Source organism: Pseudomonas taiwanensis, from assembly GCF_013393345.1.
GTDB classification, from domain to species: domain Bacteria; phylum Pseudomonadota; class Gammaproteobacteria; order Pseudomonadales; family Pseudomonadaceae; genus Metapseudomonas; species Metapseudomonas resinovorans_C.
The window spans coordinates 132,135-147,200 of record NZ_QJRF01000067.1; the positions used below are offsets into that span (position 1 = coordinate 132,135).

General features: G+C 65.2%; 14 protein-coding genes. 8 read left to right on the plus strand and 6 right to left on the minus strand.

Features of this window, described 5'->3' with window-relative positions; all coding sequences use genetic code 11:
- Positions 1-20 precede the first annotated feature (20 nt).
- From tesB to DM872_RS20080, 3 genes are read left to right on the plus strand one after another with little or no spacing between them, the layout of a single operon-like run.
- Positions 21-890 (plus strand): acyl-CoA thioesterase II, encoded by an 870-nt coding sequence (gene tesB / locus DM872_RS20070; RefSeq protein ID WP_179061112.1) that lies wholly within the window; start codon positions 21-23, stop codon positions 888-890.
- Entirely contained in the window at positions 887-1,495 is a 609-nt protein-coding gene (locus DM872_RS20075; RefSeq protein WP_373273727.1) for an HAD family hydrolase, read from the plus strand. The genes tesB and DM872_RS20075 overlap by 4 nt, the downstream gene beginning before the upstream one ends.
- 30 nt (positions 1,496-1,525) lie before the next feature.
- Positions 1,526-1,861: an endonuclease domain-containing protein gene (locus DM872_RS20080; protein ID WP_179061113.1), complete on the plus strand. Its 336-nt coding sequence runs from the start codon at positions 1,526-1,528 to the stop codon at positions 1,859-1,861.
- Between the two features lie 192 nt (positions 1,862-2,053).
- Here DM872_RS20080 and ypfJ read toward each other — a convergent pair whose 3' ends face one another.
- The 3 genes from ypfJ to DM872_RS20095 all read right to left on the minus strand — a co-directional run bounded on the left by ypfJ (position 2,054) and on the right by DM872_RS20095 (position 4,343).
- On the minus strand, positions 2,054-2,926 hold the full coding sequence (ypfJ, locus tag DM872_RS20085) for a KPN_02809 family neutral zinc metallopeptidase (RefSeq protein ID WP_077525150.1): 873 nt from the start codon (positions 2,924-2,926) through the stop codon (positions 2,054-2,056).
- Between the two features lie 68 nt (positions 2,927-2,994).
- Complete coding sequence (locus tag DM872_RS20090) at positions 2,995-3,849, minus strand: PhzF family phenazine biosynthesis protein (protein ID WP_179061114.1); 855 nt, start codon at positions 3,847-3,849, stop codon at positions 2,995-2,997.
- A 59-nt stretch (positions 3,850-3,908) separates the two neighbouring features.
- Positions 3,909-4,343: a DUF411 domain-containing protein gene (locus tag DM872_RS20095; protein WP_179061115.1), complete on the minus strand. Its 435-nt coding sequence runs from the start codon at positions 4,341-4,343 to the stop codon at positions 3,909-3,911.
- A 141-nt stretch (positions 4,344-4,484) separates the two neighbouring features.
- On the opposite strand from DM872_RS20095, the gene DM872_RS20100 reads away from it, so the two are divergent.
- On the plus strand, positions 4,485-4,868 hold the full coding sequence (locus DM872_RS20100; protein WP_179061217.1) for a DUF4345 domain-containing protein: 384 nt from the start codon (positions 4,485-4,487) through the stop codon (positions 4,866-4,868).
- A 110-nt stretch (positions 4,869-4,978) separates the two neighbouring features.
- A complete protein-coding gene (locus DM872_RS20105) occupies positions 4,979-6,697 on the plus strand; it encodes an aryl-sulfate sulfotransferase (RefSeq protein WP_179061116.1) in 1,719 nt (572 codons plus the stop codon).
- A 218-nt stretch (positions 6,698-6,915) separates the two neighbouring features.
- Here DM872_RS20105 and trmA read toward each other — a convergent pair whose 3' ends face one another.
- Complete coding sequence (gene trmA, locus DM872_RS20110; protein WP_179061117.1) at positions 6,916-8,013, minus strand: tRNA (uridine(54)-C5)-methyltransferase TrmA; 1,098 nt, start codon at positions 8,011-8,013, stop codon at positions 6,916-6,918.
- Positions 8,013-9,305, minus strand: coding sequence for an NCS2 family permease (locus DM872_RS20115; protein ID WP_179061118.1), 1,293 nt, complete (start codon positions 9,303-9,305; stop codon positions 8,013-8,015). The genes trmA and DM872_RS20115 overlap by 1 nt, the downstream gene beginning before the upstream one ends.
- Positions 9,306-9,500: 195 nt before the next feature.
- Between DM872_RS20115 and DM872_RS20120 the strand changes: the two genes are divergently transcribed.
- A complete protein-coding gene (locus tag DM872_RS20120; RefSeq protein ID WP_179061119.1) occupies positions 9,501-10,067 on the plus strand; it encodes a DJ-1 family glyoxalase III in 567 nt (188 codons plus the stop codon).
- A gap of 139 nt (positions 10,068-10,206) precedes the next feature.
- Here DM872_RS20120 and DM872_RS20125 read toward each other — a convergent pair whose 3' ends face one another.
- Positions 10,207-11,415, minus strand: coding sequence for an MFS transporter (locus DM872_RS20125; RefSeq protein WP_179061120.1), 1,209 nt, complete (start codon positions 11,413-11,415; stop codon positions 10,207-10,209).
- 290 nt (positions 11,416-11,705) lie between these two features.
- On the opposite strand from DM872_RS20125, the gene DM872_RS20130 reads away from it, so the two are divergent.
- Both DM872_RS20130 and DM872_RS20135 read left to right on the plus strand, forming a co-directional pair.
- Positions 11,706-14,534, plus strand: coding sequence for a xanthine dehydrogenase family protein molybdopterin-binding subunit (locus tag DM872_RS20130; protein ID WP_179061121.1), 2,829 nt, complete (start codon positions 11,706-11,708; stop codon positions 14,532-14,534).
- A complete protein-coding gene (locus DM872_RS20135; protein WP_077525137.1) occupies positions 14,527-15,066 on the plus strand; it encodes a (2Fe-2S)-binding protein in 540 nt (179 codons plus the stop codon). The genes DM872_RS20130 and DM872_RS20135 overlap by 8 nt, the downstream gene beginning before the upstream one ends.

The following is a 15,066-nucleotide window of genomic DNA, read 5'->3' on the forward strand; positions in this document are numbered from 1 at the left end:
GCCTTGCAGAGGAGAATTCCATGACCCAGGTGCTCGACGAGCTGGTCGCGCTGCTGAGCCTCGAATCCATCGAAGAAAACCTGTTTCGTGGTGTCAGCCAGGACCTCGGTTTCCGCCAGCTGTTCGGTGGCCAGGTTCTCGGCCAGTCCCTTTCCGCCGCCAGCCAGACGGTGGAGTCCGAGCGCCATGTGCATTCCCTGCACGGCTACTTCCTGCGCCCCGGCGACGCCACCCTGCCGGTGGTCTACTCGGTCGAGCGGGTGCGCGACGGCGGCAGCTTCAGCACTCGCCGGGTCACCGCTATCCAGAAGGGCCAGCAGATCTTCACCTGCAGTGCCTCCTTCCAGCAGGATGAAGGCGGCTTCGACCATCAGATCACCATGCCCGATGTGCCGGGGCCGGAAAACCTGCCCAGTGAGCAGGAGCTCGCGCGCCAGAATGCTCACCTGCTGTCCGAGCGGATACGCGACAAGCTGCTCTGCGCCAAACCCATCGAGATTCGCCCGGTCAGTGCGGAAAACCCCTTCAGCCCGCGTCCGGGGGAGCCGATCAAGTACGTCTGGTTCCGCGCCGACGGCAGCCTCCCGGACATCCCGGCGATCCACAAGTACATCCTCGCCTACGCCTCGGACTTCGGCCTGCTGACCACGTCCATGCTCCCCCATGGCGTATCGGTGTGGCAGAAGTTCATGCAGGTGGCCAGCCTCGACCACGCCCTGTGGTTCCACCGCGACCTGCGCGCGGACGACTGGCTGCTCTATTCCATGGACAGTCCCTGGGCTGGCAATGCCCGCGGCTTCTCTCGTGGCAGCATCTTCAACCGTGCCGGCCAGTTGGTCGCCTCGGTGGCCCAGGAAGGCCTGACTCGCGTGCGCGAGGATTGGAAGTGACGGCTCCGAGCGCCCAGCTTGGGCGATACCGCCATTGGGTGTTCGACATGGACGGCACCCTGACCATTGCCGTGCATGACTTCGCCGCCATCCGCGTGGCCCTGGACATCCCGCCGGAGGACGACATCCTCCACCACCTCGCGGCCCTGCCCGATGACGAGGCCGCCGCCAAGCACGCCTGGTTGCTGGAGCACGAGCGGGAACTGGCCCTGAACGCCCGACCCGCCGAAGGCGCCATCGAACTGGTGCGCGAACTGCACCAGCGCGGCTGCCGCCTCGGCATCCTCACCCGCAACGCCCACGAGCTGGCACTCCTCACCCTGCAGGCGATCGGACTCGGTGACTGCTTCGCCACTGACGACATCCTCGGCCGCGGCGAGGCCCCGCCCAAGCCGCATCCCGGCGGGCTTCTGCACCTGGCCGAACGTTGGCAGGTCGAGCCGCGTGAGCTGGTGATGGTGGGCGACTACCGCTTCGACCTCGACAGCGGCCGCGCGGCGGGAACGAGCACGGTGTTGGTGAACCTGCCGGAAAACCCCTGGCCGGAACTGGTCGACTGGTTTGCGCGGGATTGTGGGGAGTTGTTGGGGATGGTGAGGGAGTAAGGGGCGGGTGATTGCGAGCAAGGAGGCTCAATGGAACTCAAGAAATTTGCCAGGGAACTGCGCAGCAACATGACCGATGCCGAGCATCACCTCTGGTACTACCTGCGCGGACATCGGTTCTTCGGACTCAAGTTCAAACGACAGAAGCCAATGGGTCGCTACATAGTCGACTTCGTTTGCCTGGAACAGCGGCTGGTGATTGAACTGGATGGTGGCCAGCATCAGGAACAGGCTGACCGGGATGGCGAACGCGATCGCTGGCTGTCAGAGCAGGGCTATCGGGTGTTGCGCTTCTGGAATCACGAAGTGTTGGGAGATACGGACGCTGTGCTTGAGGTGATAGCACGTGCGCTCGGTAAGCTCTGACCCTCTCCCCAGCCCTCTCCCACGCGTGGGAGAGGGGGCGGTCCGTGTGCGTCATGACTTGGTCGCTCCGATCCGGCTCTCTCCCGGCTGCGTGAGCGGGGCGGTCCGTGCGCGTCATGACCAGATCGCGCCGATCAGGCTCCCTCTCCCGCCTGCGGGAGAGGGCGGGGGGAGAGGGCAAATGACAGTCCGCTAAAGCCTTGCCGTCGCAAACGTATCGCACTTGCCCACTTCGCCCTTCTCGAACCCCATCTTGAACCAGCGCACCCGCTGTTCCGAAGTCCCATGGGTGAAGGAGTCGGGAACCACCTGGCCACGGCCCTGGCGTTGCAGGCGGTCGTCGCCGATGGCGTTGGCGGCGTTGAGGGCTTCTTCCAGGTCGCCGGGTTCCAGCCAGTTCAGGCGTTGCTGGGCATGGAAGGCCCAGACGCCGGCCAGGCAATCGGCCTGGAGTTCCTGGCGTACCAGCAGGCCGTTGTCGCCTTCGACCTTTTCGCCGCGTTGGCGGGCGGCGTTGACCTTGGCGGACACGCCCAGCAGGGTCTGCACGTGGTGACCCACTTCATGGGCGATGACGTAGGCCTGGGCGAAATCGCCGGCAGCCTGGAAGCGGCTGGCCATTTCCTCGAAGAAGTCCAGGTCCAGGTACACCTTGCGGTCCCCCGGGCAATAGAAGGGGCCGACTGCCGATGAGGCGAAGCCGCAGGCCGATTGCACGCCGCCGTTGAACAGCACCAGCGTCGGGTCCTGGTACTGGCGACCAGCGGACTGGAAGATGGCGCGCCAGGTGTCTTCGGTATCGCCGAGGATGGCGCGGACGAACTCGCGCTCCTCCGGTGTGCCGGTGGGATTGGCCGATTGTTGCTGTGGATTGACCGAAGCGTTCTGCTGGGTGATCTGCCCCAGGATCTGCAGCGGGTCTTCACCCATCAACAGCGCCACGACCACGACAATGGCGATACCGCCCAGACCCAGCCCCTTGCCACCGCCCAGGCGCATGCCACCGCCACCTGCGCTTCCGCCGTCTTGCACATTGTCGCTGCGTCGCGCACGTTGCCAGCGCATGATCGCTCTCCGTTCGTATGCGAGTTAATCAGTGTTGACGCTGACTCCGGTCACCGCCAGCCCGGTCGTCAGTCCAGCTCTCCGGGAGAGGGCAGCAACCGGGCATGGGCCAGCAGCTGGACCTCGCCACCCACCAGCGCATTGCCGGCTGCGGTGACGCAGACGTCAAGCCGGCTCGGACGGCCAAGGAAGCGTCCCTGGGCCAGGGTAAAAGGCGTGTCGGCGGGCTCCAGGCCCTGGGCCACGCGCCAGGCCGCAACCGGACCGGCGGCGCTGCCGGTGGCAATGTCTTCCACCACGCCCAGCGGGTCCCAGGTCCGGCCTTCGCGGGCGTCGACGTCCATCAGGAAGACGAAGGCCGCATCGATGCCGGCCAGGGCGTCATCCAGGAGTTCGCGCTGTTTTGCTCCGGCCAGCCCAGCGACGGTCACCGGCAACAGCAGATAGGGCAGGCCGGTGCTGACCACCTGGGCCGGATAGCGGCGGTCGCGCTCGCTGCCAAACGCGGCGGCGAAGGCATCGGCGGTGGCTTCGTCCAACACCTTGCCGAATGCCGCGGGCCCCTGATCCATCTCGGCGTAGAAGCCCTTGCCCTGGCGGCGAGTGGCAATGCGCACCTGCTTCTCCGGCAGGTGCAGCGACCAGTCTGCGTCGGACTTGCCGCCGTGCAAGTGATGCAACAGGGCGGCGGCACCGAGGATCGGGTGACCGGCGAAGGGCAGTTCCTCTTCCACGGTGAACACCCGGGCGGAGAAGGCATTCGGGGCGTCCAGGGGGGCGAGGAAGATGGATTCGAACTGCCGCAGCTCGCGGGTCAGTTCCTGCATCGCCGTGGCGCTGAGGCCGCTGGCATCAGGAAAAACCGCCAGGCCGTTGCCGGCCAGCACCCGTTGGGCGAACACATCGACTTGCCAATATTCCATTTCAGGCTCCAGAAAAAGAAAACGGCCGCATCAGGCGGCCGTCGACGAGATGCTGATCTTCAGCGAGCAGGATACTCGCTGAGCACGCTCAACTTGCCACCCTGGGCGACGCCGACCACTTGGTAGGCGTCCTGCTTGTCACCCATTTCCATGCCGGGCGAACCCACGGGCATGCCGGGTACGGCGGCGCCGAGCAGGTCGGGGCGCTCGCGCAGCTTGAGCACATCGCTGGCCGGCACATGGCCTTCGACGAATTTGCCGTCCACTACCCCGGTATGGCACGAGCCGAGCTGGTAGGGCACGCCGACGCGCATTTTGACCGCCGCCATGTCGGTTTCCTCGTGATCACGGACCTGGATGCCGTTATCCCGCAGATGGCTGATCCAGGCCTTGCAGCAACCGCAATTGGGGTCGCGGTAGACGTCCATGGTGATGGGCTCGGCGGCCTGGGCGATGCCGGCGAAGAGGGTGGTGAGCAGGAGGAGGGAACGCATGTGGACTCCTTGCGGCCAGGCGGGCCGGAGACAAAGAAAGGCAGCATAGCGCCGCCGCTTCGCGGCCCCAAGCACGGCTCTGTATCAGACTATTCCCGAGCGCCTATGCTCAATTCTGACCGCGTTGCGAGACCTCTGGCGATGCTCTTCACCCGCGTCCTGTTGGGCCTGCAGGCCCTGATCCTTGCCGTCTTCGGCCTGGCCTACTTCATTCGACCGGAAGAAATGGCGAGCCTCAGCGGCATGCTGCTGATGGACCCTTCGGCGGTCACCGATGTGCGTGCCTGGTACGGTTGCCTGCCGCTGGGCATTGCCGCGTTCCTCCTGCTGTCGCAACTGCGCCTGCAACTGGCGCGCGCCGCGCTGGACCTGCTGGTGCTGGTCTATGTCGCCCTGGCCCTGGGGCGGGTCAGCGGCCTCTGGCTGGATGGCAGCCTGGGGCAGACGTTCAATCTCTACGCGCTGCTGCTCGAGGTGGTGTCGGCGGGCCTCGCCTTCGCCGCGCTGCGCAAGCTGGATGGCTGATATGCAAAAAAGAGCTATAAATATTTTTATTTCGAATTTTTAGAAATAAAAAATTGCCTTTATAAGAGCGAGAACGACACCTCTCCTCGCCCTGAAAAAGGACTTTCCCGATGAACGCCAAAACCGAAACCCCAGCCATCCCCGAAGGCGCCTGCATCACCGCCAAGGTCCCCGAGCGCGGCACCGCACTGCTCGGCGACGTGGTGGTCAACCCCTACAAGCTGGCGCCCCTGACCGCCATCATCCGCGACGGCGGCCAGGCCATCAGCGCCGCCCACGTCCGCGTGCTGGGCAAGGGTGAGCGAGGCGTGGACATCGCCTACGAAGTCTCCGACCGCTCCCTCTGGAACTACGGCGGCATCCCGGTATTCGGCCTCTATCCGGACCACGTCAACCAGGTGGAGGTGAGCTACAAGCTCGATGGCGAGCGTATCCGCGAGCGCTATCAGGTCTACGCCCCGGCCGTGCGCCTGCCGGTGGTGGCCAGCCAGACCGCCGCGCTGCCGCTGGTGGAACCGATCAAGGTGGCGCCCGGCTTCGAGCACCGTCTGTACCTGTTCAACCACCTGCTCGGCGAGATTCCCGGCGGCCGCGCCTTCAAATGGAACGCCCTGGGCGGTGCCGCGGAGTGGGACCAGGTGGGCAACAACTGGATTGCCGACAGCAACGGCGACGTGCGCTGGTACCTGGATATCGAGCAGATTCACGACTCTGGTCGCCGGGACGGCCTGGGCGGCACCATGGGCTTCCAGCAGACCCGCGACGGCAAGCTGATCTGGGGCCAGGGCCAGACCTATTCCAAGTACGATCTGCTGGGGCGCCGCGTGTGGCAACGCGCCCTGCCGGACAAGTTCGCCGACTTCTCCCACGAGATCCGCGAAACCCCCAACGGCACCTACCTGCTGCGCGTCGGCACCAGCGACTACCGCCGCCCGGACGGCAAGCGCGTGCGCTCCATCCGTGACCACATCATCGAAGTCAACGAAGCCGGCGATGTACTGGACTTCTGGGACCTCAACCAGATCCTCGACCCCTATCGCGGCGAACTGCTGGAAACCCTTGGCAAGGCCGCGCTCCAGCTACCGGAAGGTGTGCAGAAGCAGGACAGCACCGCTGCCAACGAGCTGCTCGAAGGCGACCTGCCGTTCGGCGACACACCCGGCGTCGGCACTGGCCGCAACTGGGCCCACGTCAACGCCATCGACTACGACGCGAGCGACGACAGCATCATCATCTCCGCCCGCCACCAGGGCGTGGTGAAGATCGGTCGCAACAAAGAGGTGAAATGGATTCTCGCCTCGCCGCAGGGCTGGCCGGAGCGCCTCAAGTCCAAGGTGCTGACCCCGGTGAATGCCAAGGGTGAAGCGCTGTCGGAGGAGGGCGGCCTCTATGCCGAAGGCTTCGACTGGTCCTGGACCCAGCACACCGCCTGGCTCACTGGCAAAGGCACGCTGAGCGTGTTCGACAACGGCTGGGGCCGCAACTTCGCGCCGACCAAGCTGGCCGGCAACTTCAGCCGCGCGGTGGAGTACCGCATCGACGAGGTGAAGGGCACGGTCGAGCAGGTCTGGGAATACGGCAAGGAACGCGGGGATGAGTGGTACAGCCCGGTGACCTCGGTAGTCGAATACCGCGCCGACAAGGACACCCAGTTCATCTACTCGGCCTCGGTGGGCTTCCTCACTCCGGAAAAACTCACCACCACCGTGCTCAACGAAGTGAAGTACGGCACCCAGGAAGTGCAGGTGGAGCTCAAGGTGAGCAGCCGCCAGCCGGGTAGTGTGGGCTATCGGGCGCTGGTGATCGATCTGGCGCGCGCCTTCTCGTAGGCAAGCGCTTTTGTAGGTTGGTGCAGAGCGCAGCGAAGCCCAACGATGGCGGAAACACCGAGCGAGGCTTGGCTACCCTCATCCGAACGCGGCCCGCCCCGGCCCCTCTCCCAAGGGGAGAGGGGTGACTCACGCCGGTCAGTCCCAGCACGGACCGCCCCCTCTCCCTCTGGGAGAGGGTTGGGGTGAGGGTGTTCGATTCCGCTCCGGACCCCAACCTACGAGCGCCGCTCCAACAACACACCCGACTCCATGTGGTGCGTATAGGGGAACTGGTCGAACAGGGCACAGCGCACCACTTTGTGAGTGTCGCTGAGCTGCTGGATGTTCGCCGCCAGGGTCTCCGGGTTGCAGGAGATGTAGAGGATGAGGTCGAAGCGGCGGGTCAGTTCGCAGGTGTCCGGGTCCATGCCGGCACGCGGCGGATCGACGAAGACGTTGCCGAACTCATAGCCCTTGAGGTCGATGCCGGCGAGGCGACGGAACGGGCGGACCTCGTTCAGCGCCTCGGTCAGTTCCTCGGCGGACAGGCGCACCAGGGTGACGTTATCCACAGCGTTGTCGGCCAGGTTGGCCAGGGCGGCGTTCACCGAGGTCTTGCTGATCTCGGTGGCCAGCACCTTGCGCACGCGGGTGGCCAGCGGCAGGGTGAAGTTGCCGTTGCCGCAGTACAGCTCCAGCAGGTCGTCCTGGCGCTCGCCCAGCACGTCGAAGGCCCAGCCGAGCATCTTCTGGTTCACCTCGCCATTGGGCTGGGTGAAGGCACCTTCCGGCTGGCGATAGCGGAACACGCGGCCAGCGACGGTCAGTTCTTCCTCGACATAGTCGCGGCCGATGACGATGCGCTTGCCCTTGGAACGGCCCACCAGGCTCACGCCAAGGTCAGCGGCGAGCTTTTCGGCTTCGACTTTCCAGGCCTCGTCCAGCGGACGGTGGTAGCAGAGGGTGATCAGCGCATCGCCGGCCAGGGTGGTGAGGAACTCCACCTGGAACAGCTTGAACGACAGCACCTGGCTCGCCTGCCAACCCGCCTTGAGGCGCGGCATCAACTCGTTGATGCGGCGGCTGGCGATGGGGAAGTCCTCGATCAGGATCGGAGTGAACTTGTCGCCGGCTTCGAACATCGCGTAGTGGCGAGTCTCGTTGCCGGTTTCGCGCCACAGGCGGAACTCGGCGCGCAGGCGGTAGTGTTCGCGGGGGGATTCGAAGACTTCCGGTTCCGGGGCGTCGAAGGGCGCCAACAGCGCCTTCAGGCGCTGCGTCTTCTCGTTGAGTTGGGCGGTGTAGGCCGCCGGGTCGAACTGGGGACGACTCATCAGTGGAAGAAACCCATCTTGATAACGAAAAGCACGGCGAGGATCACCAGCGCTGGGCTGAGTTCCTTGTAGCGGCCAGCCAGGGTCTTGATCGCGGCCCAGGCAATGAAGCCGAAGGCGATGCCGTCGGCGATGGAATAGGTGAACGGCATCGCCAGGGTGGTGATCAGGACCGGCGCGGCGGTAGTCAGGTCGTCCCAGTCGATTTCGGCCAGGCCCGAGGCCATCAGCACGGCAACGAAGAACAGCGCCGGCGCGGTGGCGAAGGCCGGAACGCTGCCGGCCAGCGGCGAGAGGAACAGTGCCAGCAGGAAGAGTACCGCCACCGTCAGGGCGGTGAGGCCGGTACGACCGCCGGCGCTCACGCCCGCTGCGGATTCGATGTAGCTGGTGGTGGTGGAGGTACCCAGCAGCGAGCCGCCCATGGCCGCGGTGGAGTCGGCGATCAGCGCGCGACCCATCTTCGGCATGTAGCCGTCGGCGCGCATCAGGCCGGCCTTCTTGGCCACGGCGATGAGGGTGCCGGAGTTGTCGAACAGGTCGACGAAGAGGAAGGCGAAGATCACGCTCACCAGGCCGATTTCCAGGGCACCGGCGATGTCCAGCTGGAGGAAGGTGGGCGCCAGCGACGGCGGCATGGAGAAGATGCCGCCGAACTGGGACACGCCCAGCGCGATGCCGGCGATGGTCACGGCGAGGATGCCGATCAGCACGGCGCCGGTCACCTTGCGGGCTTCGAGGGCGACGATCAGGAAGAAGCCGAGCACGGCGAGGATCGGCTCGGGCTTGGTCAGGTCTCCGACTGTCACCATGGTCACCGGGTGGGCGGTGACGATGCCTGCTTTCTGCAGGGCGATCAGGCCGAGGAACAGGCCGATGCCGGCGGCGATGGCCGAGCGCAGCTCCAGCGGGATGCTGTTGATGATCCATTCGCGGATCTTGAAGATCGACAACAGGAAGAACATGCAGGCGGAGAGGAACACCGCGCCCAGGGCCACCTGCCAGGTGTGCCCCATCTGCAGCACCACGGTGTAGGTGAAGAAGGCGTTCAGCCCCATGCCGGGAGCCAGGGCGATGGGGTAGTTGGCGATCAGCCCCATGACGGTCGAGCCGATGGCCGCGGCCAGGCAGGTGGCGACGAACACCGCGCCCTTGTCCATGCCGGTCTCGCCGAGGATGGCCGGGTTGACGAAGAGGATGTAGGCCATCGTCAGGAAGGTCGTCAGACCGGCCAGGATCTCAGTGCGCACATTGGTGTTGTGCGCCTTGAGTTGGAATAGCTTTTCCAGCATGTGTGGGCTCCCCGTGACGCATTGCGTCGTTGTCATTCAGCTGGCGAACAGCAAAGCACAAATGCACGGCACACGCGGGCGCCATGGACTTTTCTCTGCCAGTCTGAAAAAAGGCGCGCATCATACCAGCTCACCCGGGAGCGGTGAATTTATGACCGGACGGACAGCTTCGGTTTCCGGGAACAGGAGAATGCCATGCATACCCAACCTCAACTCCAGGCCCTGATCGCCGTTGCCGAAGGCGTGGAGGACCTGGAGACCGTGACGCTCATCGACGTGCTGCGGCGCGCCGACATCAAGACGGTGGTGGCCAGCATCGAAACCCGGCGCATGATTACCCTTGCCCGTGGCACCCGCCTGACCGCCGACACCATGTTGCTCGACGTACTGGCGCAAGATTTCGACCTGATCGTGCTCCCCGGCGGCATGCCGGGCGCGCAGCGCCTGGGCGAGCACGAGCCGCTGGGCGAAAAGGTCCGCGAGCAGGCGAAGGCAGGCCGGTTCTTCGCCGCCATCTGCGCTGCCCCGGCCATGGCCCTGCAGCCGTTCGGCGTACTGCGCCAGCGGCGCATGACCTGCTACCCGAGCTTCAGTGACCGTCTGTCCGGCTGCACCTTCGTCGACCAGCCGGTGGTGGTGGATGGCAACTGCATCACCAGCCAAGGCCCCGGCACCGCCCTGGCCTTCGCCCTGACGCTGGTTGAGCAGCTGTGCGGCAAGGCCAAGCGCAACGAAATCGCCAAGGCGATGTTGGTGCCTTGATCGGGATGAGGTAGCTCTTGTGGGGGCGATTTCAATCGCTAGGCAGGACGAAGTCCTGCTCGACGGATGTTGAGGGGGGCAGCTGCGCTGCCCATAGCGAATGAATTCGCCCCCACAAGGAAACGCACCCGGGATGGGCTCAGTGCAGCTTGTCCCGCTTGGCCAGGCTAGGGAACAGCTTCATCCACAGCCCGGTCACGATCAGCGTGCCGACGCCGCCCATGACCACTGCCGGAACCGTGCCGAACCAGGCGGCGGTGACGCCGGACTCGAACTCGCCCAACTGGTTGGAAGCGCCGATGAACAGCCCGTTCACCGCACTGACCCGGCCGCGCATCTCGTCCGGGGTATGCAGCTGCACGAAGGCGCCGCGGATCACCATGCTGATCATGTCTGCCGCGCCGAGCACCGCTAACACGGCGAGGGAGAACCAGAAGGACGTCGACAGGCCGAAGGCGATGGTGGCCACGCCGAATATGCCCACCGAGGTGAACATGATCCGGCCGACATTGCGCTCGATGGGGAAGCGCGCCAGCCAGAAGGACATCAGCAAGGCGCCGACCGCCGGCGCCGAGCGCAGCAGGCCCAGGCCCCAGGGACCGGTGAGCAGGATGTCCTTGGCGAACACCGGAAGCAGGGCGGTGGCGCCACCCAGCAGCACGGCGAAGAGGTCCAGGGAGATGGCGCCGAGGATATCCGGGCGGCTGCGGATGAAACGGATGCCCGCCAGCAGGTTCTCCAGATTGGCCGGGGCCTTGTTGGCCTGTTGCTGGCTGCTGGAGAGGCCCAGCATCAGGAAGCAGGCGGCTATATAAAGGGCTGTCGTCAGTCCGTAGACCCAGAGGCTGCCGAAGGCGTAGAGCAAGCCGCCGAGCGCCGGCGCGACGATGGTCGCGGCCTGCATGGCCGAAGCCGAGGCGGCCACCGCACGGGGGAAGAGTTCCTTGGGCACCACGTTGGGCAGCAGCGCCTGGGTGGCCGGCATCTCGAAGGCGCGTGCGGCGCCGAGGACGAAAGCCATGAGGAAGATCAGCTCGCGGCTGGCACTGTCGGTGGCGCTGGCGAAGACCAGCGCACCGGCTACCAGGGCCTGGAGAACCTGGCAGATGGCGGCGACGCGGCGACGGTCGAAGCGGTCGGCCACATGCCCGGTGTGCAGCATGAACAACACGCGCGGCAGGAACTCCACCAGTCCAACCAGGCCCAGGTCGAGCACGTTGCCGGTGAGCTCGTAGATGTGCCAGCCGATGGCGACGGTGATCATCTGGAAGCCGCTTGCCGTGCAGACGCGCGCGAACCAGAAGGCCAGGAAGGGGCGGTGATGACGTAGGAGGAGTGCCTGGGACATATCCGAAAATGCTTAGGCTGCTATCGATGGCGCAGCCTAGCACGGCGCCCGAAACATGCGGTTGCATTTACCGAACAAAGCGTTCGATCAGCGCGTCGCCTTGGAAAATTCTGACCAAAGAGACAGATTCCCCCTTTGTCTCTGTCAGTGATTTCGCTAGAATTTGACTTTCAAGTCAGGTTCATCCCTCCGACTACTCTCATATCGACGACCCTTCTCTCTTGAAGGGCCGACAACCGTGTTTTGCACAAAGAAAAGCGCCGGCCAACGCCGGTCGATGAGGAACGGGCATGTCCACTCCTGAGTTATCCCGCCGCGCCTTCCTGCAAGGCAGCGTCGTCGCCGGTATCGGCATCACCCTCGCTCCATTGGGCAGCAAGGCCTTCGCCGCGCTGTTCGAAGAGCAGGTCACCCGCACTCCTGAGCCCTGGTACACCGCTGGCGGCCAGGCCCGTGGACGGATCGACGGCGTCAGCAAAGTCTGCGGCGGGAAGGTGTTCGCCCGTGATATCCGCGCCAAGGACATGCCCGGCTGGCCGCAGCAGCAAGGCCATGCGCTGCTGCTCAAGGCCACCCGTGCCGACCACCTGTACCAGGGCTTCGACCTGTCGATGCTGGGTGATGAGCTGAAACCGGATCGCGTGGTGACCGCCGCCGATCTCGCGCGCGACGGCATTGCCTTCCCCGAAGGCCACAGCCCGGACCCCTTCCTGCCGGAAGGCCAGGTGCCGATGTTCATCGGTCACCCGGTCGCGCTGCTGATCTGGAAGGATTTCGACCGCTATCGCCGCGCGAAGAACATCCTCAAGTTCAACGAAAAGGTGGTGCGCTACGGCGACAAGGCTCCGCTGTACCAGCGCGACCCCTACGGCAGTTTCCGCTTCGTGCGCGTGGGCGGTGCCTCGGCGTTCGAGCCGGATACCTTCTCCAGCCTGAAGGACAGCATGCTGTTCCCGCTGATCCGCGAGCGCAAACCCACCTGGGGCGCCGGCAACCCGGCAGGCGACCTGACTGCCCAGGGCATCTACCACGCCGAGCAGATGCAATCGAAATTGGCCAATCCGCCGGAAGGCTGGATGGTCTTCGACGAGCGCTTCAAGACCCAGTCCATCGAACCGGCTGCCCTGGAAGCGGACAACGGCAACGGCTGGTACGACCCGGCCACCGGCACCCTGCATTTCGTCGTGGCCACTCAGTGCCCGTTCGAAGTGGCCGAGCAGACCGCGCACATGCTGGCGCCGTCCCGCTTCAAGGTCACGAAGCTGAACATGCACCCCGGCTACACCGTGGGTTACGGCTCCAAGGACAACAACATCTTCGTCTTCTACGCCGCCCTGGCCGCCATCTACGGCGACGGCGTGCCGGTGCGCCTGGCCAATGACCGCTACGAGCAGTTCCAGAGCGGCATCAAGCGCCACCCCTTCGACATGCACTACCAACTAGCGGTGAAGAAGGACGACCTGTCGTTCCAGATCTTCCGCGCCCACATGGACGTCGACGGTGGCGGACGCATCAACTACAGCCCCTCGGTAGCTGCCGTGGGTGCCACCGCCGCGCAGTCGATCTACTACCTGCCGCAGAGCGACCTGGCCGCCACCGCCTACCACTCCCGTGGCGTCGAAGCCGGCTCCATGCGTGGCTACGGCACCCTGCAGACCATGGCCGCCACCGAAATGATGGTGGACGAGGTGGCCCAGCGCCTGGGCGTCGACCCCATCGAGCTGCGCCGCAAGAACGTCTTCAAGTCCGGCATGAAGAACACCCAGGGCGCGATTCCCGCCGGCGCCCTGCGCCTGGAGGAAATCCTCGACAAGGCCGCCCAGCACGACGTCTGGAAGAACCGCGATGCGCGCAAGCGCGAGGAAGAGGCGAAGGACCCGGACAACTACTACGGCGTCGGCTTCGCCATCTGCCAGAAGGACTTCGGGACCGGCTCAGAAGCGCCGATGGCGAGCGTGGAGTTCACTGCCGACGGCCGTGTGACGCTGCGTCAGATCGCCATCGACATGGGCACCGGCATGGCCACTTCCCAGGCCTTGCTGGTCGCCGACTATCTGGGTCGCCCGGCGCACGAGATCCGCACCGGCGTCACTGAATGGTCCGAACTGGCCCTGACCACCAGCGGCAACCCCTACCTGATCAGCCAGGCCGAGCAGGATGCCGCACTGAAGAACCCGCGCTGGGTCGGCAAGTTCGCCTCGCCGTCCTCCGCGACCAACTCGGCCTATTACTCCGGCCACGGCACCCGCGAAGCGGCGCGCATCCTCTTCAACCACGGCCTGTGGCCGGCGGCATTAGCCATCTGGGGCCGTGGCGAGTTCGGCGGTATGGCCAACCCCTACGTGGTGCGTCGTGAGGACGCCAACTGGGTGGAAGGCAAACTCACCGCTAACGGCCTGCCGCCGATTCCCTTCGAGCTGCTGGCGCACAAGGCCCATGAACTGGGCCTGGTCACCGGCGTCAGCGTCCATGGTTTCAACCGTTGGGCCTGGGCCGAGGGCGAGTTCGAGATCGACGGCAAGCGCGACACCTTCCCGCTGGACGCCGTGGCCGTGAAGTACGGTGACGGCGCGTCCAAGGAGAAGAAGGCGAAGATGACCAGCCACGGCTTCCACCTGCTGGATCGCACCGCCATCACCTATCCACCGACCCAGTTGAACAACGCCATGGTCACCTACTACAGCCCGGTCGCCACCCTGGTCGAGGTGAAGGTGAACAAGGGCAGCGGCGAGGCACGGGTGATCAATCACCACTCCTGGCTGGAGTGCGGTCGGGTCATCGTCCCGGAACTGGTGCGCGGCCAGCTCGAAGGCGGCATCGCCATGGGCATTGGCCACGCGCTGCTGGAAGAAATGCCGCTGTACGAGGGCGGGCCCGGTGAGGGCACCTGGAACTTCAACCGTTACCAACTGCCGCGCGCCAAGGACTGCGCAGTCTGGACACAGACCGCTGAAATCCTTCCGCCGCTGTCGCCCAGCGACCCGGCCAAGGGCATCGCCGAAGTGGTGATGATCCCCGTGGTCGGCGCCATCGTGAACGCCGTGGCCCACGCCACCGGCAAGCGTCTGCGCGACCTTCCCCTGACCCCGGCCCGCATCAAGGAGGCCCTCCATGGCTAAGCGCGCCCTGAGCATGACCCTCAACGGCCAGGCCGTCGGTCCCTTCACCGTGGACGACGACCTGATGATGATCGAGTTCCTCCACGAACACCTGAACCTCACCGGCTCGCGTCTGGGCTGCGGCCAGGGCATCTGCCACGCTTGCGTGGCGATCCTCGACAAGCCGGACGGCACCAGCGAGGAAATCCGCACCTGCATCACCGGCGCGCACTTCTTCGACGGCAAGAAGGTGCGCACCATTGAAGGCCACGCCAAGCGTGACGCCAAGGGCGAAGTCACCGAGCTGAACCCGATCCAGCAGAAGTTCATCGACCAGTTCGCCTTCCAGTGCAGCTACTGCACCCCCGGCTACGTCAACGCCGCCACCGTGCTGGTGGAAAAGCTCCAGCGCCAGCCGGTCAAGCGCAGCGAACTGGAAGGGGAGATCGAGCACGCCCTGGGCAACCACATCTGCCGCTGCACCGGCTATGTCCGCTACTACAACGCCGCGCGCGAAGTGGTAGAAGGCCTCGGCCTGGTCAAGGAGGGTTGA